Annotated in this window: 9 protein-coding genes; 3 read left to right on the top strand and 6 right to left on the bottom strand. The window is 74.9% G+C overall.

Going from position 1 to position 16,615, the window contains the following annotated elements; translation table 11 throughout:
• The first annotated feature begins 644 nt into the window (after positions 1 to 644).
• From ACGFIZ_RS31235 to ACGFIZ_RS31225, 3 genes are all read left to right on the top strand, one after another.
• Positions 645 to 1,358 carry a hypothetical protein gene (locus ACGFIZ_RS31235; RefSeq protein ID WP_393425963.1) on the top strand — a complete coding sequence of 238 codons (714 nt, stop codon included), beginning with the start codon at positions 645 to 647 and terminating at the stop codon, positions 1,356 to 1,358.
• 329 nt (positions 1,359 to 1,687) lie between these two features.
• Positions 1,688 to 2,134, top strand: a complete 447-nt coding sequence (locus ACGFIZ_RS31230; protein ID WP_393425960.1) for a hypothetical protein — start codon at positions 1,688 to 1,690, stop codon at positions 2,132 to 2,134.
• Positions 2,131 to 2,568, top strand: a complete 438-nt coding sequence (locus tag ACGFIZ_RS31225; protein ID WP_393425957.1) for a hypothetical protein — start codon at positions 2,131 to 2,133, stop codon at positions 2,566 to 2,568. The genes ACGFIZ_RS31230 and ACGFIZ_RS31225 overlap by 4 nt, the downstream gene beginning before the upstream one ends.
• A 120-nt stretch (positions 2,569 to 2,688) precedes the next feature.
• Here ACGFIZ_RS31225 and ACGFIZ_RS31220 read toward each other — a convergent pair whose 3' ends face one another.
• The 6 genes from ACGFIZ_RS31220 to ACGFIZ_RS31195 form a co-directional block, all read right to left on the bottom strand.
• Positions 2,689 to 4,035: a cytochrome P450 gene (locus ACGFIZ_RS31220; RefSeq protein WP_393425954.1), complete on the bottom strand. Its 1,347-nt coding sequence runs from the start codon at positions 4,033 to 4,035 to the stop codon at positions 2,689 to 2,691.
• Positions 4,028 to 4,825, bottom strand: a complete 798-nt coding sequence (locus ACGFIZ_RS31215) for a DUF4386 family protein (protein WP_393425951.1) — start codon at positions 4,823 to 4,825, stop codon at positions 4,028 to 4,030. Before ACGFIZ_RS31215 ends, ACGFIZ_RS31220 begins: the two co-directional genes overlap by 8 nt.
• 22 nt (positions 4,826 to 4,847) lie before the next feature.
• Positions 4,848 to 6,245 (bottom strand): cytochrome P450, encoded by a 1,398-nt coding sequence (locus ACGFIZ_RS31210; RefSeq protein WP_393425948.1) that lies wholly within the window; start codon positions 6,243 to 6,245, stop codon positions 4,848 to 4,850.
• 61 nt (positions 6,246 to 6,306) lie between these two features.
• On the bottom strand, positions 6,307 to 7,434 hold the full coding sequence (locus ACGFIZ_RS31205) for a type III polyketide synthase (RefSeq protein ID WP_393425945.1): 1,128 nt from the start codon (positions 7,432 to 7,434) through the stop codon (positions 6,307 to 6,309).
• Positions 7,435 to 7,471: 37 nt separating this feature from the next.
• Positions 7,472 to 12,625: a beta-ketoacyl synthase N-terminal-like domain-containing protein gene (locus ACGFIZ_RS31200; RefSeq protein WP_393425942.1), complete on the bottom strand. Its 5,154-nt coding sequence runs from the start codon at positions 12,623 to 12,625 to the stop codon at positions 7,472 to 7,474.
• The coding region (locus ACGFIZ_RS31195; RefSeq protein ID WP_393425939.1) for an SDR family NAD(P)-dependent oxidoreductase at positions 12,618 to 16,615 on the bottom strand (3,998 nt) is incomplete at its 5' end. The genes ACGFIZ_RS31200 and ACGFIZ_RS31195, both read right to left, overlap by 8 nt.

Raw genomic sequence — 16,615 nt, 5'->3', positions numbered from 1 at the left:
GACACTCGGCGTGACCGCGGTGGGGAAGGCGGGGTGTGGAAATGGGTCGACGGCGGGGCCGACTGACCTGGTACGCGCTGCGCCTCGGGCTCGTCATCGCGGGCCTGTTCTGCGCGTGGGCTGCCCACGAGGCGGTCGCCGCCGGCACCGCGCGCGCCGCCGAGGCCCCACCGGCGATCGTTGTCGAGCGGCCCGCCCGTCAGGTCGGCGACCTGCCACCGGCGTCCCCGCCCCCCGTTTCCGCCACCGCTGAGCGGTCGCCGCGGGGGGGGCCCGCCGGGGCCCCCCCCCGCGCCCCCGCCCCCCGGGGGCCGGGGGGGGCCGGCCCCGGCCCCCCCCCCCCCCCGGGGGCCCCCCGGGGGGGGGGGGGGGGGGGGGGGGCCCGGGCGGGCCCCCCCCGGGGCGCCCGGCGACGAGGGGGCCGGGTTGAGCCGGACGCGCGCCCCCGCCCCGCCGCGCGCCTCGCCGGCGAGAAAGCGTCAGGTCCCTGCCCGGGGGACGCCGCAGCGGAGAAGGAAGCCGGTCCGTACGCCCGCCCGCCCCCGGACGCCCGCCCGACCGGGCGGGCCCGACGCGCCTGCCGGCCCGCCGGGTCGGGCCGTCACCAACAGCCCTGTCGGACCCCCGTGACCAGGAGTCCCTCCTTGAGCCTCCCTCTGCCCGTCGATCGCGCCCGCTGGCACGACATCGACCTGATCGTCAGCCTCGTGACCGCCACGGTCTCCGCCTCCCCGCTCGGCGCCTGGCTCGTCCCCGACGAGCGGCGGCGGCCCGCCGTACTCGCCGGCGTGGCCCGCATCTGGACGGAGCACGCGCTGCTGTTCGGCGACGCGTTCCTGCTACGCGACGGCACCGCCGGCACCCTCTGGCTCCACCGCTACCGTCCCATCCCCGGCCCCCGGGGGTACGGCAGGCGCCTCGCCGAGACGTGCGGGGATCTCACGGGGCGGTTCGTCCTGCTCGACCGGACCCTCGCCGCGCACCGCCCCGTCGAGGCCCACAACCACCTGGCGTTCCTCGCGGTTCCGCCCGGGCCGGGCGACGCCGCTCGGGCCGAGGCGATCCTGACCCAGAGCCAGCGGTGGATGGACAACCTGAGCCTGCCGACGTACGCGGAGAGCTGCGGCGGGCTGCATGGCGACCTCTACCGCCGGCACGGCTACGCCGACCGGGAACGGTTCCACCGTCCGGACGGGGTGACCGTCCACTCCCTGTGGCGGCCCACGGCCCCTCGGGCGACCCCCCGCGACACGACCCTGGCGGTCAAGCGGTGCGTTCGGCGGCGGCGCCCGCGGCGCGACGACGGGGCGACCGGGTGGCCGTCGGGGCGGCAAACCCCCGACGGCCCGGCGACCTGACGGCGGCTGGGGTGCGGGGGGGTCGGCAGCTGTCGGGAGCACGACAGACGCGCACGGCCGCGCCGGGTCGACCGGTTCGCCCGCCGCCCGCCCCCCTTCCGCAGGCCGCTGACCTGGGCATATGTTTGACGCACGCGGGTTCGGCCCCGGGGCTGAGGCGCCGCGACCGACGGGTACGCCGAGGCGGCAGGCCGCCGACGCCCCGGCCGGGCATCCCCGGTCCGTGCTGTGGCTCGCGCCGTTCCGGCGAGCGGCGTTGCGACGTGGCGACCTCGGCTCGTCGGCTTCCCGCGCGTCGGCACGGCGCGCGTGCAGGAGAGGAGCCGGCCGTGGGGAGCTTCCGGGACCGGACGAGCAATCGGGTGTACGAGTTCGCCGTCCTCGCCACCTCGCCCGTGTGCGGTGTCCTGCTGGCCGCCGGGGACATCCGGCCCCACTCGGTGGAGGTCGCGATGCCCGGCGCCATCAGGCTCTGCTGGGAGTTCGGTCTCATCGCGGTCGGCGTCGCGGGCCTGCTCGGCATGTTCTGGCCGGGACAACTCGGCACCGGCCTCGGCATCGAACTCGCCGCGGTGCTGATGCTGGGGGCGATCGCCGCGATGTACGTCGTCTCCGTCCTGGTGGTCGCCGGCGCGCAGGCGGTCGTGGCGGCGTCGTTCGTCGGCGCGGTGGTGGTCGGCTCGTGGCTGCGCGCGGCCGAGATCGTGCGGTCCCTGCGCTGGCTCGTCCGCATGCACCAGGCGGCGGCGGATCCGTGCCCGAGGATGCAGACATGATCTCCGCGGACGTGCCTGGTTCCCCGCAGTGGGCGCAGGTCCTGATCTCCGCGCTCGGGCTGTTCGGCGGCGCCAGCGGCCTCGGGGTGATCGCCACGATCACGGTGCAACGGCGGAAGCTGAAGGCCGACACGGCCGGAGCGCTGACCGACGCGGCGCTGACCCTGGTACAGCCGCTGCGGAACCGGGTCACCGAGCTGGAGGCCGAGGCGCTGGCCGTCCGGGAACAGTTGACGGTGTCCCGGCGCGAACTGCACGAGCTGCGGGCGACGGTGTGGGACCTGACCAGAACGCTGGACCGGTGGCGGGAGGCGATCATGGCGCCGGGCGCGACCATCGGTCGGGTGCGGACGCTCGTGGCCGACGACGTACACCGCCCACCCACGCGACGCCCGATCCAGCGGCACCACGACGAGGACCGGCCGGACCGCTGACGTCCTTCCCGCCCGCCGCCGCCGAACCCGTCACGCGTCGCGCGTACGCGGATGCCGGCACCGGTCGACGGCGCAGGGCCGGCCCACGAGCGGTGGGCCGGCCCTGTCCTGCCTCGACGGTCAGCTCGACCGGTCGGCGACGCGCAGCCGGAGCCCGTACTTGGGCGCGAGGGTGACCAGCGGCTTCAGCGCGACCCGCTGGCCGGGGGCGAGGGTGAACCGGAAGCGCTGGGCCAGCGTCGCCAGGATCAGCTTCGCCTCCATCTCGGCGAACCCGGCCCCGACGCAGATCCGCTCCCCGCCGCCGAACGGCATGAAGGCGTACCGGGGAATGTCCGCCTCGCGCTCCGGCGCGAAGCGTTCCGGGTCGAACCGGAAGGGGTCGGGGAAGTACCGCTCGTGGTGGTGCATCACGTACGGCATGATGAAGATCCCGCTGCCCCGGCGGATCCGGTAGCCGCCCAGCTCGACGTCCTCCACCGGGGTCCGCTTGTTGAGCGTCCAGGCGGGCGGGCAGAACCGCAGCGCCTCCTTGAAGACCATCCCGGTGTAGCGCAGCCGCGGCAGGTCCTCGGCGGTCGGGGGTCGGCCGCCCAGCACCTCGTCCAGCTCGGCGCCCAGCTTCTCGGCCACCTCGGGGTGCTGCGACAGCAGGTACCAGGCCCAGGTCAGCCCGTTGGCCGTCGTCTCCTGGCCGGCGACGAAGATGGTGACGGCCTCGTCGCGTACCTGCTGGTCGGTCATGCCGCCGCCGTCAACCTCGTCCTGGGCCAGCAGGAACATCGACAGCAGGTCGCCGTGGTCCTCCCCGCTGGCCCGCCGCTCGGCGATGATCCGCATGACCGCCTCGTCGAGCACCCGCGTACCGCGCTTGAGGAGCTGGTGCAGCGGCAGGAGCAGCCACGGCGACACGAGCATCCCGAACTTGCTGATCTGGATGGCGATGTCCTGCAGGCCGGCGACCGCCCGCTGGACCTTGTACGCCTCCTCGTCCGGCACGCCGCTGCCGAACATGGACCGCGACACCACGTTGAGCGTCAGCTTCATCATCTCGTGGTGCATGTCGCGGACGTCGCCAGGCCGCCAGCCCTCGATCAGGCGCTGCGTGGCGTCCACGGCGATCTCGCCGTACCCGGCCATCCGCCGGTGGCGGAACGCCGGCTGCACCAGTCGACGCTGCCGGCGGTGGTGCTCGCCGTCGCTGGTCAGCAGGCCCTTGCCCATCCAGCGCCCGAGGGTCCGCAGGTCGTGCGGGTCCTTGGTGAACTTGTCCCGGCGCAGGACCAGCACGTCGTGGATGTGGTCGGGGTGGCTCAGCAGGTAGTTGCGGGTGGGCCCGATGGTGAACGACGCGACGTCGCCATGCGTCGCCGTCTCCATCATGAACTCCACCATGCCCCGGCCGAGCCCGGGCAGGTTGCCGAGCAGGGGCACGCCCTTCGGCCCCGGCGGGTGACGGTCAGGCACCGGCCGCCTCCTCCGCTCGCGCCGGCTGCGCCGCGGTCACCGCGCCCGCGGTCACCGCGCCCGCGGTCGCCGGGCCGGCGGTCGCCGGGCCCCGCCCCGCGTCCGGGGTCCGCGGTACGCCGCGCCGCAGCACCAGGCCGACCCAGATGAACCAGATCGGGGCGGCCAGGGCGCCGCCCAGTATCGCCGAGACGAGCACCATCGGGCCGATCCCGAGGGCCACGCCGACGGCGGTGGTGCTGGTCAGCACGCCGAGGGCGATGCCGAGGTACGCCAGCGGCCGGCGCAGCAGCCCGTGCCGCAGCGCGAGGATGTTCACGACCAGGAACCACGGCCCGAGGGCGCCGAACCGCAGCCAGGTCGCCGGGTCCAGCCGCAGGAGCAGGTCGGTGGTGACGATCGCGGTCTGAACCGTCGGGTCGCCGCCGGCGTAGTCGCCCGCCCACAGCGGCGTGGCCGTCACCAGGCGGAACGTCTCGACCGCCGTCACGCCGAAGGAGAGGTACGCCAGGCCGGTGGTCCACCGCACCCAGCCCTCGTGCCGCTCGCGGACGAGGTCGGCGATGGCGGGGATCGCCCCGAACGCGAAGACCGCGCCGAGGGCGTAGCCCCAGTAGTACAGGACGCGCGGGGTGCCGTCGGCGGCCAACGCCCGCCAGAGTTCGTCCTTGTTCTCGTGCGGGATGAACTGGGTCGGGTCGAGCACGAAGAAGGTGGTGACCACGACGTACGAGACACCCACCAGGATCGCGCAGGTGCCGCCCAGTCTGTTCATCCGGTTGTCGTCCATACGGGACATCTCCTGTACCGGGTCAGGCCGTCGAGCGGCGTGGCTCGACGGTCATCTTCAGCCCGTACCGGGGGCTGGTGGTGATCATCATCTTGGGCTCCACCGGGTGGTCCGGCACCATGCGCAGCCGGTACCGCTGGGCGATGGTGGCCAGCGTCAACTGCGCCTCCAACTCGGCGAGCCGGTTGCCGATGCAGAGCCGGGGCCCGCCGCCGAACGGGAAGTAGGCGAACCGGGGCCGGCCGGCGGACCGCTCCGGCGTGAACCGCTCGGGGTCGAAGCGCTCGGGATCCTCCCACAGGTCCTGGTGCCGGTGCGTCAGGTACGGGCTGATGTAGATCAGCGACCCGGCCTTGACGTCGTAGCCCCCGATCTGGTCGGGCCCGGCCGCCCGGCGCTCCAGCCACGGCACCGGGTAGAGCCGCAGCGTCTCCTCCAGCACCATCCGCGTGTACTCCAACTGCGGCACGTCCGCCACGGTGGGCCGCCGGCCGCCGAGCACCCGGTCGAGTTCGTCGTGCAGCCGCGCCTCGATCTCCGGGTTCCGCGACAGCTCGTACCAGGCCCAGCTGAGCTGGTTCGACGTGGTCTCGTACCCGCCGAGCAGCAGCGTGGCGATCTCGTCGCGCAGCTGCTTGTCCGGCATGCCCTCGCCGGTCTCCTCGTCGCGCGCCGCCAAAAGCATCGACAGCAGGTCGTGGCTGTCCCCGCCGTCGCGGCGGCGCTCGTGCAGGATGCGGTAGATGATCCCGTTCAGGCCGTTCATCGCCTCGTTGAACGCCCGGTTGCGCCGGGTGGGCACCCGCGGCGGCGGCGCGAGCGGCACCGTCGCCCGGTAGAGGCAGTAGTTGACGATCGTGTCGAGGTACCGGCTGATCGCCGCCACCTCGTCGTCGCCGCGCAGCCCCGTGCTGAACAGCGACTTCGTCGCCACGTTCATCGACAGGTTGACCATCTCCGCGGCCACGTCGAGCGGCTCGCCGCGCTCGGCGTGCGGCTGCCAGGTGTCGACGCGGTCCACCACGTCCTGGACGATGCCCTCGCCGAGCTGCTGGATCCGCTGCCGGTGGAACGCGGGCTGCATCAGCCGCCGCTGCCGCCGCCAGAAGTCGCCGTCGCTGGTGAACAGCCCCTCGCCGAACGCGATCTTGAGCGGCTTGTACTCGAACGACTGCTTGTCGTAGTTGCGGCTGTTCACCTGCAGTACGTGCCGCAGGTGGTCCGGGTGGTTGATCAGGTGCACGGTGAACCCGGCGACGGTGAACCGCACGATGTCGCCGTACTCGCGGCTGACCCCGCTCAGGAAGCCGATCAGGTCGCGCCGCAGGTCGAACAGGCTGCCGACGAGGAACCTGCCGCGGGGGCCCGGGGCCAGGCGCGGCCCGGCCCCGGCCGGGGCCGTGGGTGTCACGCTGGCCATGCCTGGTCCCCCCACCGTGGACGGTCGTGGAGGCGGCGCCGGGTGGCGCCGCCGGGCCGGGTCACCACTGGAGCAGGACCGCCTCTTGCGAGAAGCCGGGCCCCATGCCGACGACCATGCCGTACGTGCCGGGCTCCAGGTCGTACTCCGCGAAGGTCTGGTCGAGCATGTAGAGCACGGTCGGCCCCGACACGTTGCCGACGGTGCGCAGCACGTGCTGGCTCAGCTTCAGGTCCTCGTCGGTGAGCCCGAACTCCTCCGCCGTCGCCGTCAGCACCTTCGGGCCACCGGGGTGGATCATCCAGTGGCCGATGTCCGACACGGTGAGGCCGTGGTCGGCCAGCAGCGGGTCCATCACCGGACGCAGGCCGACCTTCGCCAGGCCGGGCACGTCCACGCTCAGCCGGTTGCGGAAGCCGTTGTCCAGCACGTCCACGCCGGCGACGTGCAGCGTGTCGGGCAGGAAGCCGGACCGGGTGTCGATCACCCGGGGCAGACCCGGGCGGGCCAGCGGGTGCTCGTCGCCGACCATCAGGGTGGCGGCCACCCCGTCGCCGAAGAGTGCGACGGTGACGATCTGCGAGACCAGGTCGGTGTAGAAGGAGCTCTCGGTGAGGTCGCGGTTCAGCGCCTCCTGGAGGTAGCCCTGGACGCCGCCCTGCCAGAAGGCGGTGCCGCCCAGCTCGCAGCAGAGCAGGATCACCGCGTCGGTCGGGTGGCCCTTGAGGTAGTCGGCCACCCGGCTCAGCCCGGCCACGCCCGCCATGCAGCCCAGGCCGTTGATCGGCACCCGCTTCATGGTCGGCGCGAAGTCGATCCGGTTGATCAGGATCGCGTCGACGGTGGGTACCGAGACCACCGTGCTGAGCATGGAGGTGAACTGGCAGACCCCGGTGGAGGCGAGGCCCGCGCTGGCGAGCAGCTTGAGGACGGTCTTCTCGCAGAGGTCGGCGGCCTCCTCGACGCAGCGGGCGGCGACGGTGCTGAACGGCGGCGGCTCGAAGAACGTGTCCAGCGGCATCGCGAAGTAGCGGCCGTCGATCTGGCAGTTCTTGAAGAGGCTGTCGATGATGTCCAGGTCGATGTCCAGCCCGATCGCCTGGCAGTACTTGCGCAGGGTCGTGGCGAGGGTCTGTTGGTCGTAGTAGTAACCAGGCAGGCTGGTCTCGGTTGCGACGATGTAGGGCATCTGCCCGTCCTCCTCAGGACTGTCGGGGTTTTCTCGGTCAGGAAAGTGCGGGGTCGTCGGGCGCGGCCGGGGCGTCGAGCCGCGCCAGGTCGTGCGTGAGCCGCCGGGACAGCGTGGCCAGCAGCGCCGCGCGGTCCCGTTGGACGAAGAAGTGGTCGCCGGGAAGCATCTCGACGGCGAAGTCGCCGCCGGCCTGGTCGCGCCAGGCGGCGATCGCCTCGCCGGTGACCTTGTCGTCCCGTTCGCCGCCGAAGACGGTCAGCGGCACGTCCAGCGGCGCCTCGGTGTGGTGGATGCGGGTCTCGACCATCGCGAAGTCCGCGCGCAGCACCGGCAGGTACAGCGCGATCGCGTCGGGGTCGCGCAGCATCTCCTCCGGGGTGCCGTTCATGGCGCGCAGCTTCTCGATCAGCCGGGCCTCCGGCAGCCGGTGCAGCGGCGGCTCCAGGTCGGGCAGGTGCGGGGCGCGGGCCGCCGAGACGTACAGGTGCGCGGGGCCGGGCAGGCCCTCCCGGCGCAGCTGCCGGGTCAGCTCGAAGGCGATCAGGCCGCCCATGCTGTGCCCGAAGAACGCGTACGGCAGGTCGAGGTGCGGACGCAGCACCCCGGCCAGCGTCCGCGCCAGCGCGGACATCTGGGTGAACGCGGGTTCCCGGTGCCGCTGCTGGCGTCCGGGAAGCTCGATCGGGCAGACGTCCACCCCGGCGGGCAGCTCGTCGGCCCAGTCCCGGAAGAGCGACGCGCTGCCGCCCGCGTACGGCAGGCAGAACAGCCGCAGCCGGGCGGCCGGGTCCGGGGTCCGCCGCAGCAGCCAGTCGGCGGCGTCGACGCTGACCTCGACGGTGGCCGGGCGGGCGGGCGCGGGACGGCGCACGGCCGGCACCGGCGTGGCCGCCGGCTGCGGTGTGCCGGCCGGCTGCGGTGTGCCGGCCGGCTGCGGGGCGGGTTCCGGTGAGTCGGCGTCGACCGCGGCCAGGGCGTGCTCGACGATCCGGGCCACCGTGATGCCGGAGAGGAACTCCTGGGGGCCGATCTGCGCCCCGTACATGACCCGCAGCCGGTTGCGCAGCTCGAACACCATCAGCGAGTTCAGCCCGAGGCCCAGCAGCGGCTGGTCCGTCTCGAGCTGCTGCGGCTGCAGGCCCAGCACCGCCGCGATCTGCTCCCGCAGGTATCCGGTGAGGACGGCCCGCCGCCGGGCGGGCGCGACGGTCAGCAGCGCCTTCCGGCTGGTCGGCGCGGTCTCCGCCGCCCCCGTTCCGGCGTCGGCCGGGCCGGCTTCGCCGCCGGCGGTCCCGGTGGCCGGGCCGGACGCGTCGCCGACGATGGCGGTGGCCGGGCCGGACGCGTCCGCGAGCGCCGGCGTGGCGCGGAGGCCGCGCGGGACTCCGACGGTGGCGGCGGAGGAGGTGGCCGCGGCGGGGCTGGCCGGGGCGCTCGGCCCGCCGACCGTCGAGCGCAGCCCGGTCACCTCGGCGACGGTCCGCAGCTCGGTGTCGAGGAGGCGGATGTCGCCGGTCAGCGCGTCGTCGCCGACTTCCCGGAGCCGCACGTGCGCCCACAGCTCGCCGGTCACCGGTCGGTGCACGCGCAGGCGCTCGACGGCGGTGGGACGGTGGCCGGCGGTCGCGGCCAGCGGAGCCATCCCTTCGCTCGCGACTGCGGGACTCGCAAGCTCATTCCTCGCGCTCGCCGGAGCCAACCTTTCGCTCGCGACTGCGGGACTCGCAAGCTCATTCCTCGCGCTCGCAGTGTCCGGCGCGACGACCGGGAGCAGGTCGAACGCGCCGTGCAGCAGCCGCCAGTCCCCCGGCGACCCGGTCCCCGGCGTCGGGGCGGCGAGCAGCGCCAGCAGTTCGCCGTCGCCCCGCCACAGCCGTCGCACCGTACGGGTGCCGGCGCCGTCGGTCAGCCCCGCCGCCGCGCGGCTGTCGTAGTACGCCGCCCCGGTCACCTCGGCGGTGCAGCGCTCCCGGATCGCGTCCGGCGTCTCGCGTGGCGACAGGTACGGCCGCCCGCTCGCGGCGGGCCGGACGACGCCCCGGGCGTGGCGCACCCACGGCCCGGCCGGGTCGCCGGCCGGGCGGCTGAACACCTGCCAGCCGGTGCCCTCGTCACCGGGCCGGTCGACCGCCACCTGGGCGACGCTGCCCTGCCCAGACACCGGCAGCGGCCCGGCGAACGTCACGTCGGTGAGCACGCAGTCCGGCGCCCCGGCGAACGGGGCGGCGGCGGTGAGCGCCAGGTCCACGTACGCCGCCTCGGGCAGGCTCGGGTGGCCGTCGAGTTCCGGCCAGGAGGTCCGGTCGACGGTGAGCTCCCAGAAGTGCTCGGCGCCGGGCGCGGCGGCCCGGAAGTAGCGCTCGGTCCCGGCCGACGCGGGCTCGCCGCCCCGGACGATGCTCGCGGCGGGCGGGGCCGGGTGGGCGGCGCCGGCCGGGTCGAAGTCCAGCCAGCAGCGCTGCCGCTGCCAGGGGTGGCGGGGCAGGCGCAGCACGGGCCGGTCCGTCGGGTGCTGGCGGCGCCAGTCGACCCGGTGGCCGAGCGTCCAGAGGGCGCCGAGGGTGCCCAGCAGCACGCCGCGTTCCTCCTCGTCGCGGCGCAGCGAGGGCAGCGCGACGACGGTCGTCCCGGCGTGCCGGGCGCACTGCTCGACCGAGGAGAGCAGGATCGGGTGCGGGCTGATCTCGATGACGAACGTGGGCGCGGCCTCGACGAGCTGCCCGACCGCCGTGGAGAAGAGCACCGGCTCGCGCAGGTTGTCGGCCCAGTAGTCGGCGGTGAACTCCCGGCCGTCGGTGGGCCGGCCGGTCACGGTGGAGTGGATCGGCACCGTGGACTCGCGGGGTCGTACGTCGCGCAGCTCGGCGAGGAGGTCGGCGCGCAGCTCGTCCACCTGCGGGCTGTGCGAGGCGAAGTCCACCTTGACCTGCCGGCAGAACACGTCGCGGTCGGCGAGCGTCTTCAGCACGGTCTCGATGGCGGTGGTGTCGCCGGACAGGACCGTGGTGGTGGGGCTGTTGCTCACCGCGATGGCGAGCTGGTCCTCCAGGCCGGCGATGGCGGCGCGCGCCTCGTCGAGCGGCAGCTCCACCACGGCCATCGTGCCCCGGCCCCGGATCCGCCGGACCAGCGCGCTGCGGCGGCAGATCACCCGGGCGGCGTCGTCGAGGCTGAGCGTGCCCGCGACGTGCGCGGCGGCGACCTCCCCCATCGAGTGGCCGACCACCGCGTCCGGGACGATCCCCCAGGAGCGCCACAGCGCCGCCAGGCCCACCTGGACCGCCCAGGTCATCGGCTGCACCACGTCGATCTCGTCGAGCCGCGACTGCGCCTCGGTGGCGCGCAGCTCGTCGAGCAGCGCCCAGGAGACGTACGGGCGCATCGCGGCGGCGCACTCCTCGATCGCCTGCCGGAACACCGGCTCCCGGTCCAGCAGCCGGCGGCCCATGCCGACCCACTGGCCGCCCTGGCCGGGGAAGACGAAGACCAGCCGGCGGCGGAGGTGCTGGGAGCGGTCGCCCCGGGACGTGCCGGGCCGGGCCGCGCCGTCGCGGAAGGCGGCGAGCCGGTCGACCAGCTCCGCCCGGGAGGCGAAGCTGATCGCCAGCCGCTCGTCGTAGTGGGTGCGGCGCAGGCTCGCGGTGCGGCAGAGGTCGTCGAGGTCGGTCGCGGGGTCGCCGACGAACTCCTGGTACGCGCCGGCGAGGTCACGCAGCGCGGCCGGGCTGTGCGCGGACAGCGGCAGCAGCCGGGCCCGCTCGGCGTCCCGGTCGGCGGGTGCCACCGGGGCACCGGGCCGGGCCGGGGGTTCCTCCACGACGACGTGGACGTTGGTGCCGCCGAAGCTCAACGAGGTGACTCCCGCCAGCATCGGGCCCTCGTACGGCCACGGGCCCAGCCGGTCCTGCACCCGCAGCCGGTAGTCGTCGAAGGGGATGTGCGGGTTGGGCTCGTCGAAGTGCAGGCTCGCCGGGAGCTGGCGGTGCTTCATGGCCAGCACCACCTTGATCAGGCCGGCGAGGCCGCCGACCATCTGGAGGTGGCCGATGTTGGTCTTGACCGAGCCGATCATGAGCGGCCGGTCGGGGTCGCGGCGCGCGCCGAGGATCGTGCCGAGCGCCTGGGCCTCGATGGGGTCGCCGAGGATGGTGCCGGTGCCGTGCGCCTCGACGTACTGCACGGCCGCCGGGTCGACGCCCGCCCGCTCGTACGCCTCGCGCAGCATCGCCTCCTGGGAGAGCCGGCTCGGCGCGGTCAGTCCGTTGCTGCGGCCGTCCTGGACGACCGCGCTGCCGCGCAGCACCGCGTAGATCGGGTCGCCGTCCTCGACGGCGCGGGACAGCGTCTTGAGCACGACGGCCGCCACGCCCTCGCCGAGCACGATGCCGTCGCCCGAGGCGTCGAACGCCCGGCACTGCCCCTGCGGCGACAGCACGCCGAGCTTGGTGAACCAGACGAACCCCTCGGGCTTGAGGAACAGGCCCGCGCCGCCGGCCACCGCCATGGTGCAGTCGCCGCTGCGCAGGCTCTCGCACGCCTGGTGGACGGCCAGCAGCGACGACGAGCAGACGGCGTCCATCGTGAAGCTGGGGCCGCGCAGGTCGTAGACGTACGAGACGCGGTTGGCGACGATCGAGCCGAACGACCCGGTCGCGGTGTACACGTTGGCCAGGTGTGGATTGTTGAAGTTGAGCCAGCCGTACTCGCTGTGCGCCAGGCCGATGTACACGCCGGTCCGGCTGCCGCGCAGCTCGGAGCGCACCTGCCCGGCGTCGTCGAGCGCCTCCTGCACACACTCGAGCATCAGGCGCTGCTGCGGGTCCATGTTCGCCGCCTCCCACGGCGAGATCCCGAAGTACGCCGGGTCGAAGCCGTCGATCTCGTCGACGAAGCCGCCCCAGCGGCTGCTCATCTTCCCCGGCGCCTCCGGGTCGGGGTCGAAGTACGCGTCGACGTCCCACCGGTCGGCGGGCATCTCGCGGATCACGTTCGCGCCGTCGCGCAGCAGGTCCCAGAACGACTCGGGGTCGTTCGCGCCGCCGGGCAGGCGGCAGCCGATGCCGATGACGGCGATCGGCTCGGTCCTGGCGCGCTCGATCTCGTCGAGCTGGGAACGCAGCTCGCGGATGCCGAGCAGCGCCCGTTGCAGCGGCGACAACCGGTCGGTTCGGGCTGCGTCGTCACTCATGGGAGTCCTTTTTCCGGGTCTGGGAGAGTTCCTGGTCGAGCAGGGCCTCGACCTCGGCGTCGGAGAGCTGCTCGATCTCCGCGAGCCAGGCGTCGCGGGCCGCCTCGGCGGTCGCCGCCGCGGCGGGCGGTTCCGGCTCCGGCGCCGGCTCGGCGAGCTGGAGTTCCGCGACGACGAACCCGGCCAGCGCCTCGACGGTCGGGTAGTCGAACAGCACCGTCGCCGGCAGCGACCGGTCGACGCTGAGGCTGAGTGCGTTGCGCAGCTCCACCGCCATCAGGGAGTCCAGGCCGAGCTCGTTGAGCGGCCGCTGGGTGTCCAGGGTGTGCGCGGCCCGCAGGCCGAGGACCCGGGCCGCCAGGTCCCGCACGTGCGCGACGACGAGTTCCAGCCGGTCGTCGGGGGGCGCGGCCTCCAGCAGCGTCAGCAGCGCCCGGTGCTCGCCGCGGACCGCCTCGGTCCCGGCGTCGCCGTCCACCGGCCTGGCCAGGTCGTCCAGCAGCGGCGGCCGGCGCCCCGGCGGGTACTGCCGCAGGTAGGGCCCCCACTCGGCCGCGACGACGCCGACCCGCACGCGGGACTGCCCGAGCGCCCAGGCCAGCTCGGCGACGCCCCGCTCCGGGTCGATGAGACCCATGCCGCGCAGCGCCCACTGGCGGTCGCCGCGGTCGTCCACGGAGGCGGCCATGCCCGCGCCGCGCCACGGGCCCCAGTTGACGCTCAGCCCCGGCAGCCCCTGCCGGCGGCGCTCCTCGGCGAGCGCGTCGAGGAAGGCGTTGCCGGCCGCGTAGTTGGCCTGCCCGGCGGAGCCGAGCATCGAGGCCACCGAGGAGAACAGCACGAAGAAGTCCAGGTCGAGCTGGCGGGTGGCGCGGTGCAGGTTCCACGCCCCGGCCAGCTTCGGCCCGAGCACCCGCTCGAAGCGCGGCCACTCCTGCTGGAGCAGGACACCGTCGTCGAGCACGCCCGCCGCGTGGACGACGCCGCGCAGCGGGGGCAGGGTCGCGGTGACCTCACCGACGAGCCGGTCCACGTCCTCGGGTCGGGCGACGTCGGCGCGCAGCACCTCGACCCGCGCCCCGGCGTCGCGCAACGCCGCCACGTCCGTTCGGTTCGCGTCGGTGACGCCGCCGCGTCCCACCAGCGCCAGTGTCCGCGCGCCGCGCTCCACCAGCCACCGCGCCACGTGCAGGCCGAGGCCGCCGAGGCCGCCGGTGATCAGGTACGTCCCGTCGGCGCGGACCACGTCGTCCGCCCCGCCGTCGGCGTCGTCGTGCCGGCTGACGACGACCTTGCCGACGTGCCGGGCCTGCGCCATGTGCCGGAACGCGTCGACGGCCCGCGGCAGCCCGAACACGCGCCGCGGCAGCGGCCGGAGCGTGCCGGCCGCGAACCGCCGCATCAGCTCGCGCAGCAGGGACCGCACGGTGGCCGGCTCGTCGCGGGACAGCTCCACCAGGTCGAAGGCGGTGTAGGCGGCGTCGGGGTTGACCTGGGCCGCCTTGTCCGTGGACCAGATCTCGCGCTTGCCGATCTCGACGAACCGCCCGCCGGGGCGCAGCAGCCGCATGCTCTCGACGAGGAAGTCCCCGGTCAGCGAGTTGAGGACGACGTCCACGCCCGCGCCGCCGGTGCGCTCGCGGATCGCGTCGGCGAACGCGAGGGTACGCGAGTGGAAGACGTGCCGGACGCCCATCCGCTCCAGCACCGGCCACTTCGCCGGGCTCGCCGTCGCGTACACCTCCGCCCCGACCGCCTGCGCGATCTGGACGGCGGCCATGCCGACGCCGCCGGCCGCCGCGTGGATCAGCACCCGGTCTCCGGGGGCGAGCCGGGCGATGTGCTCCAGCGCGTACAGCGCCGTCAGGAAGGCCACCGGGATCGTCGCGGCGTCGGCGTCGGTGACGGCCGTCGGCACCGGGGCGACCAGGTCGGCGCCGACGGTCACGAAGCTGCCGAAGCCGCCGGGGGCGAGGGCGACCACCCGGTCGCCGACCGCCAGGTCGCGCACGTCGGCGCCGAGCGCGACGACCTCGCCGACGCACTCCAGGCCGAGCGGTCCCGCCTCGCCCGGGTACATGCCGAGGACGTTGAGCACGTCGCGGAAGTTGAGCCCCGTCGCCCCGACCCGCAGTTCCACCTCGTGCGGGGCCGGCGACCGGCGCGGCACCGGGCGGAGCACCAGCCGGTCCAGCACGCCGGGGGTCGCCACCTCCAGCCGGAACGACTCGACGCTGGGCGGCACCAGCCGTCCGCCGTCGTCGCCCGCGCAGCGGGCCAGGCGGGCGACGTGGCGCGCCGCGCCGCGCAGGGCGACCTGGTCGTCGCGGCCGTCGGCGCGCAGCTCGGCGGCGAGGAGCGCCGCGTCGCCGCCGGTGTCGGCCGGGTCCAGGTCGATCCGGGTGCAGCGCAGGTCGGGGTGTTCCAGCGCGATCGCGCCGGCCATGCCCCACAGTGGGGCCTGCCCCAGCGCCAGCGGCCCGACGGGCTCGCCGACCGGCTGGGCGCCCCGGGTCACCAGGTACGTCCGGGGGGACAGGCTCCGCGTCGCCAGCGCCCGCACCAGGTGCAGGGTGCTCTGCAGGACGCTCCGCTGGGCGTCCCGCAGGCTCGGCAGGTCCGCGTCCGGGTCGGCCGGCGTGTCCAGCGCCCACAGGTGCAGCACGCCCCGCCAGCCGCCGGCCGGGGCCGTGTCGAGCAGCCGGGCCAGGTCCTCCGGGCGTTGTGGGTCGACGCGGTACCCGTCCGGGTCGGTGCGCTCGAACGACGTACCGGGCCGGACGAACGTGCAGGAGTGTCCGTCCTCCGCGAGCAGCGAGGCGACCTGCCGGCCGAGCCCGTCGGCGTCCGCGAAGACGAGCCACGCGCCCGGCGCGCCCGGGGCCGTGGCCTCCGCGGCCGGGCCGGCGACCGGCCAGGTGATCTCGTAGCGCAGGTCGTCGGCCTCGGCCGGTGGGCGGCGCAGCGCCGCCGGGTCGAGGTGCCGCAGCCGCGCGCCGCGCAGGTCCACGACCACCCGACCGGAGGGCTCCACGACCAGCACGTCCCCCACGACGTCGGTCGTGGAGTCGCCGTCCGGTCGGGTCCGGGCGTACGCGCGCAGCTCCGGCTCGGCGGACGGGACGGCGCGCAGGTGATCGACGCGGAACGGGACGTGGATCGCCAGCCCGCCGTCCGGCTGCGGCCGGGTCAGCCCCAGCAGTTGGAAGCAGGCGTCCAGCAGGCCGGGGTGCACCGGGTACGGCACGCTCGGGTCGAGCTGCCCGGGCACGCGGACGGCGCTCACCGCCACCCCGTCGCCGGTGCGGACCTCGTCCAGCCAGCGGAAGCCCGGCCCGAGGTCGAGGCCGGCGTCGGTGACGGCCCGGTAGAAGGCGTCGAGGTCGTCGAGCGACCGGTCGCAGCGCGACCCCAGCTCCGTCAACTCCGACGGGGCGTCGTCCGGGACGCCCTCCGGGTCCGGCCGCGCCTCGGCGTACTCGGTCCAGCCGGGGTCGTCGTAGGTGACGAGCCGCAGCGAGGCGCCGTCCGCCGCCAGGACCGTCTGCACCGGGCGCTCGCCCGACTCGGGCAGGGTCAGCGGCTGGGCGAAGAGCACGTCCCGCAGGCCCGGGTGCCGGGTACCGGCCTCGGTGGCGGCAGCGAGGAGCATCGCGAGGTGGTGGGCGCCGGGCACCACGACCTGGTCCCCGAGCCGGTGCTCGGCCAGGAGCGGGTAGGCCGCCACGCTCAGCGCGGCCTCGAAGACCGTGTCCCGCAACGACGGCGTACGCAGCCGCTGCCCGAGTAGCGGGTGGTCGCCCGGCCGGCGGCGGCTGTGCGCGCCGGGTGCGGGCGCCGACCAGTAGCGCTGGCGTTGGAACGGGTACGTCGGCAGGCCGACCGCCCCGGCCGCCACCGGCCCGACGATCGCCGCCCAGTCCAGCTCCACACCCCGCACGAACAGCCCCGCGACCGCGGCGAGGATCTGCTGCCAGTCGTCGCGGCCCC

It is taken from the genome of Micromonospora sp. NPDC048830 (assembly GCF_043198215.1).
GTDB lineage: Bacteria > Actinomycetota > Actinomycetes > Mycobacteriales > Micromonosporaceae > Micromonospora.
The sequence above is the reverse complement of the archived record's forward strand: the minus strand, read 5'-3'. Positions and strand labels throughout refer to the sequence as shown.

Coding starts and splice junctions, on each gene's coding strand:
- ACGFIZ_RS31215 (WP_393425951.1), bottom strand. CDS start 4,825: ATGGACGACAACCGGATGAACAGACTGGGCGGCACCTGCGCGATCCTG.
- ACGFIZ_RS31225 (WP_393425957.1), top strand. CDS start 2,131: ATGATCTCCGCGGACGTGCCTGGTTCCCCGCAGTGGGCGCAGGTCCTG.
- ACGFIZ_RS31205 (WP_393425945.1), bottom strand. CDS start 7,434: ATGCCCTACATCGTCGCAACCGAGACCAGCCTGCCTGGTTACTACTAC.
- ACGFIZ_RS31210 (WP_393425948.1), bottom strand. CDS start 6,245: ATGGCCAGCGTGACACCCACGGCCCCGGCCGGGGCCGGGCCGCGCCTG.
- ACGFIZ_RS31200 (WP_393425942.1), bottom strand. CDS start 12,625: ATGAGTGACGACGCAGCCCGAACCGACCGGTTGTCGCCGCTGCAACGG.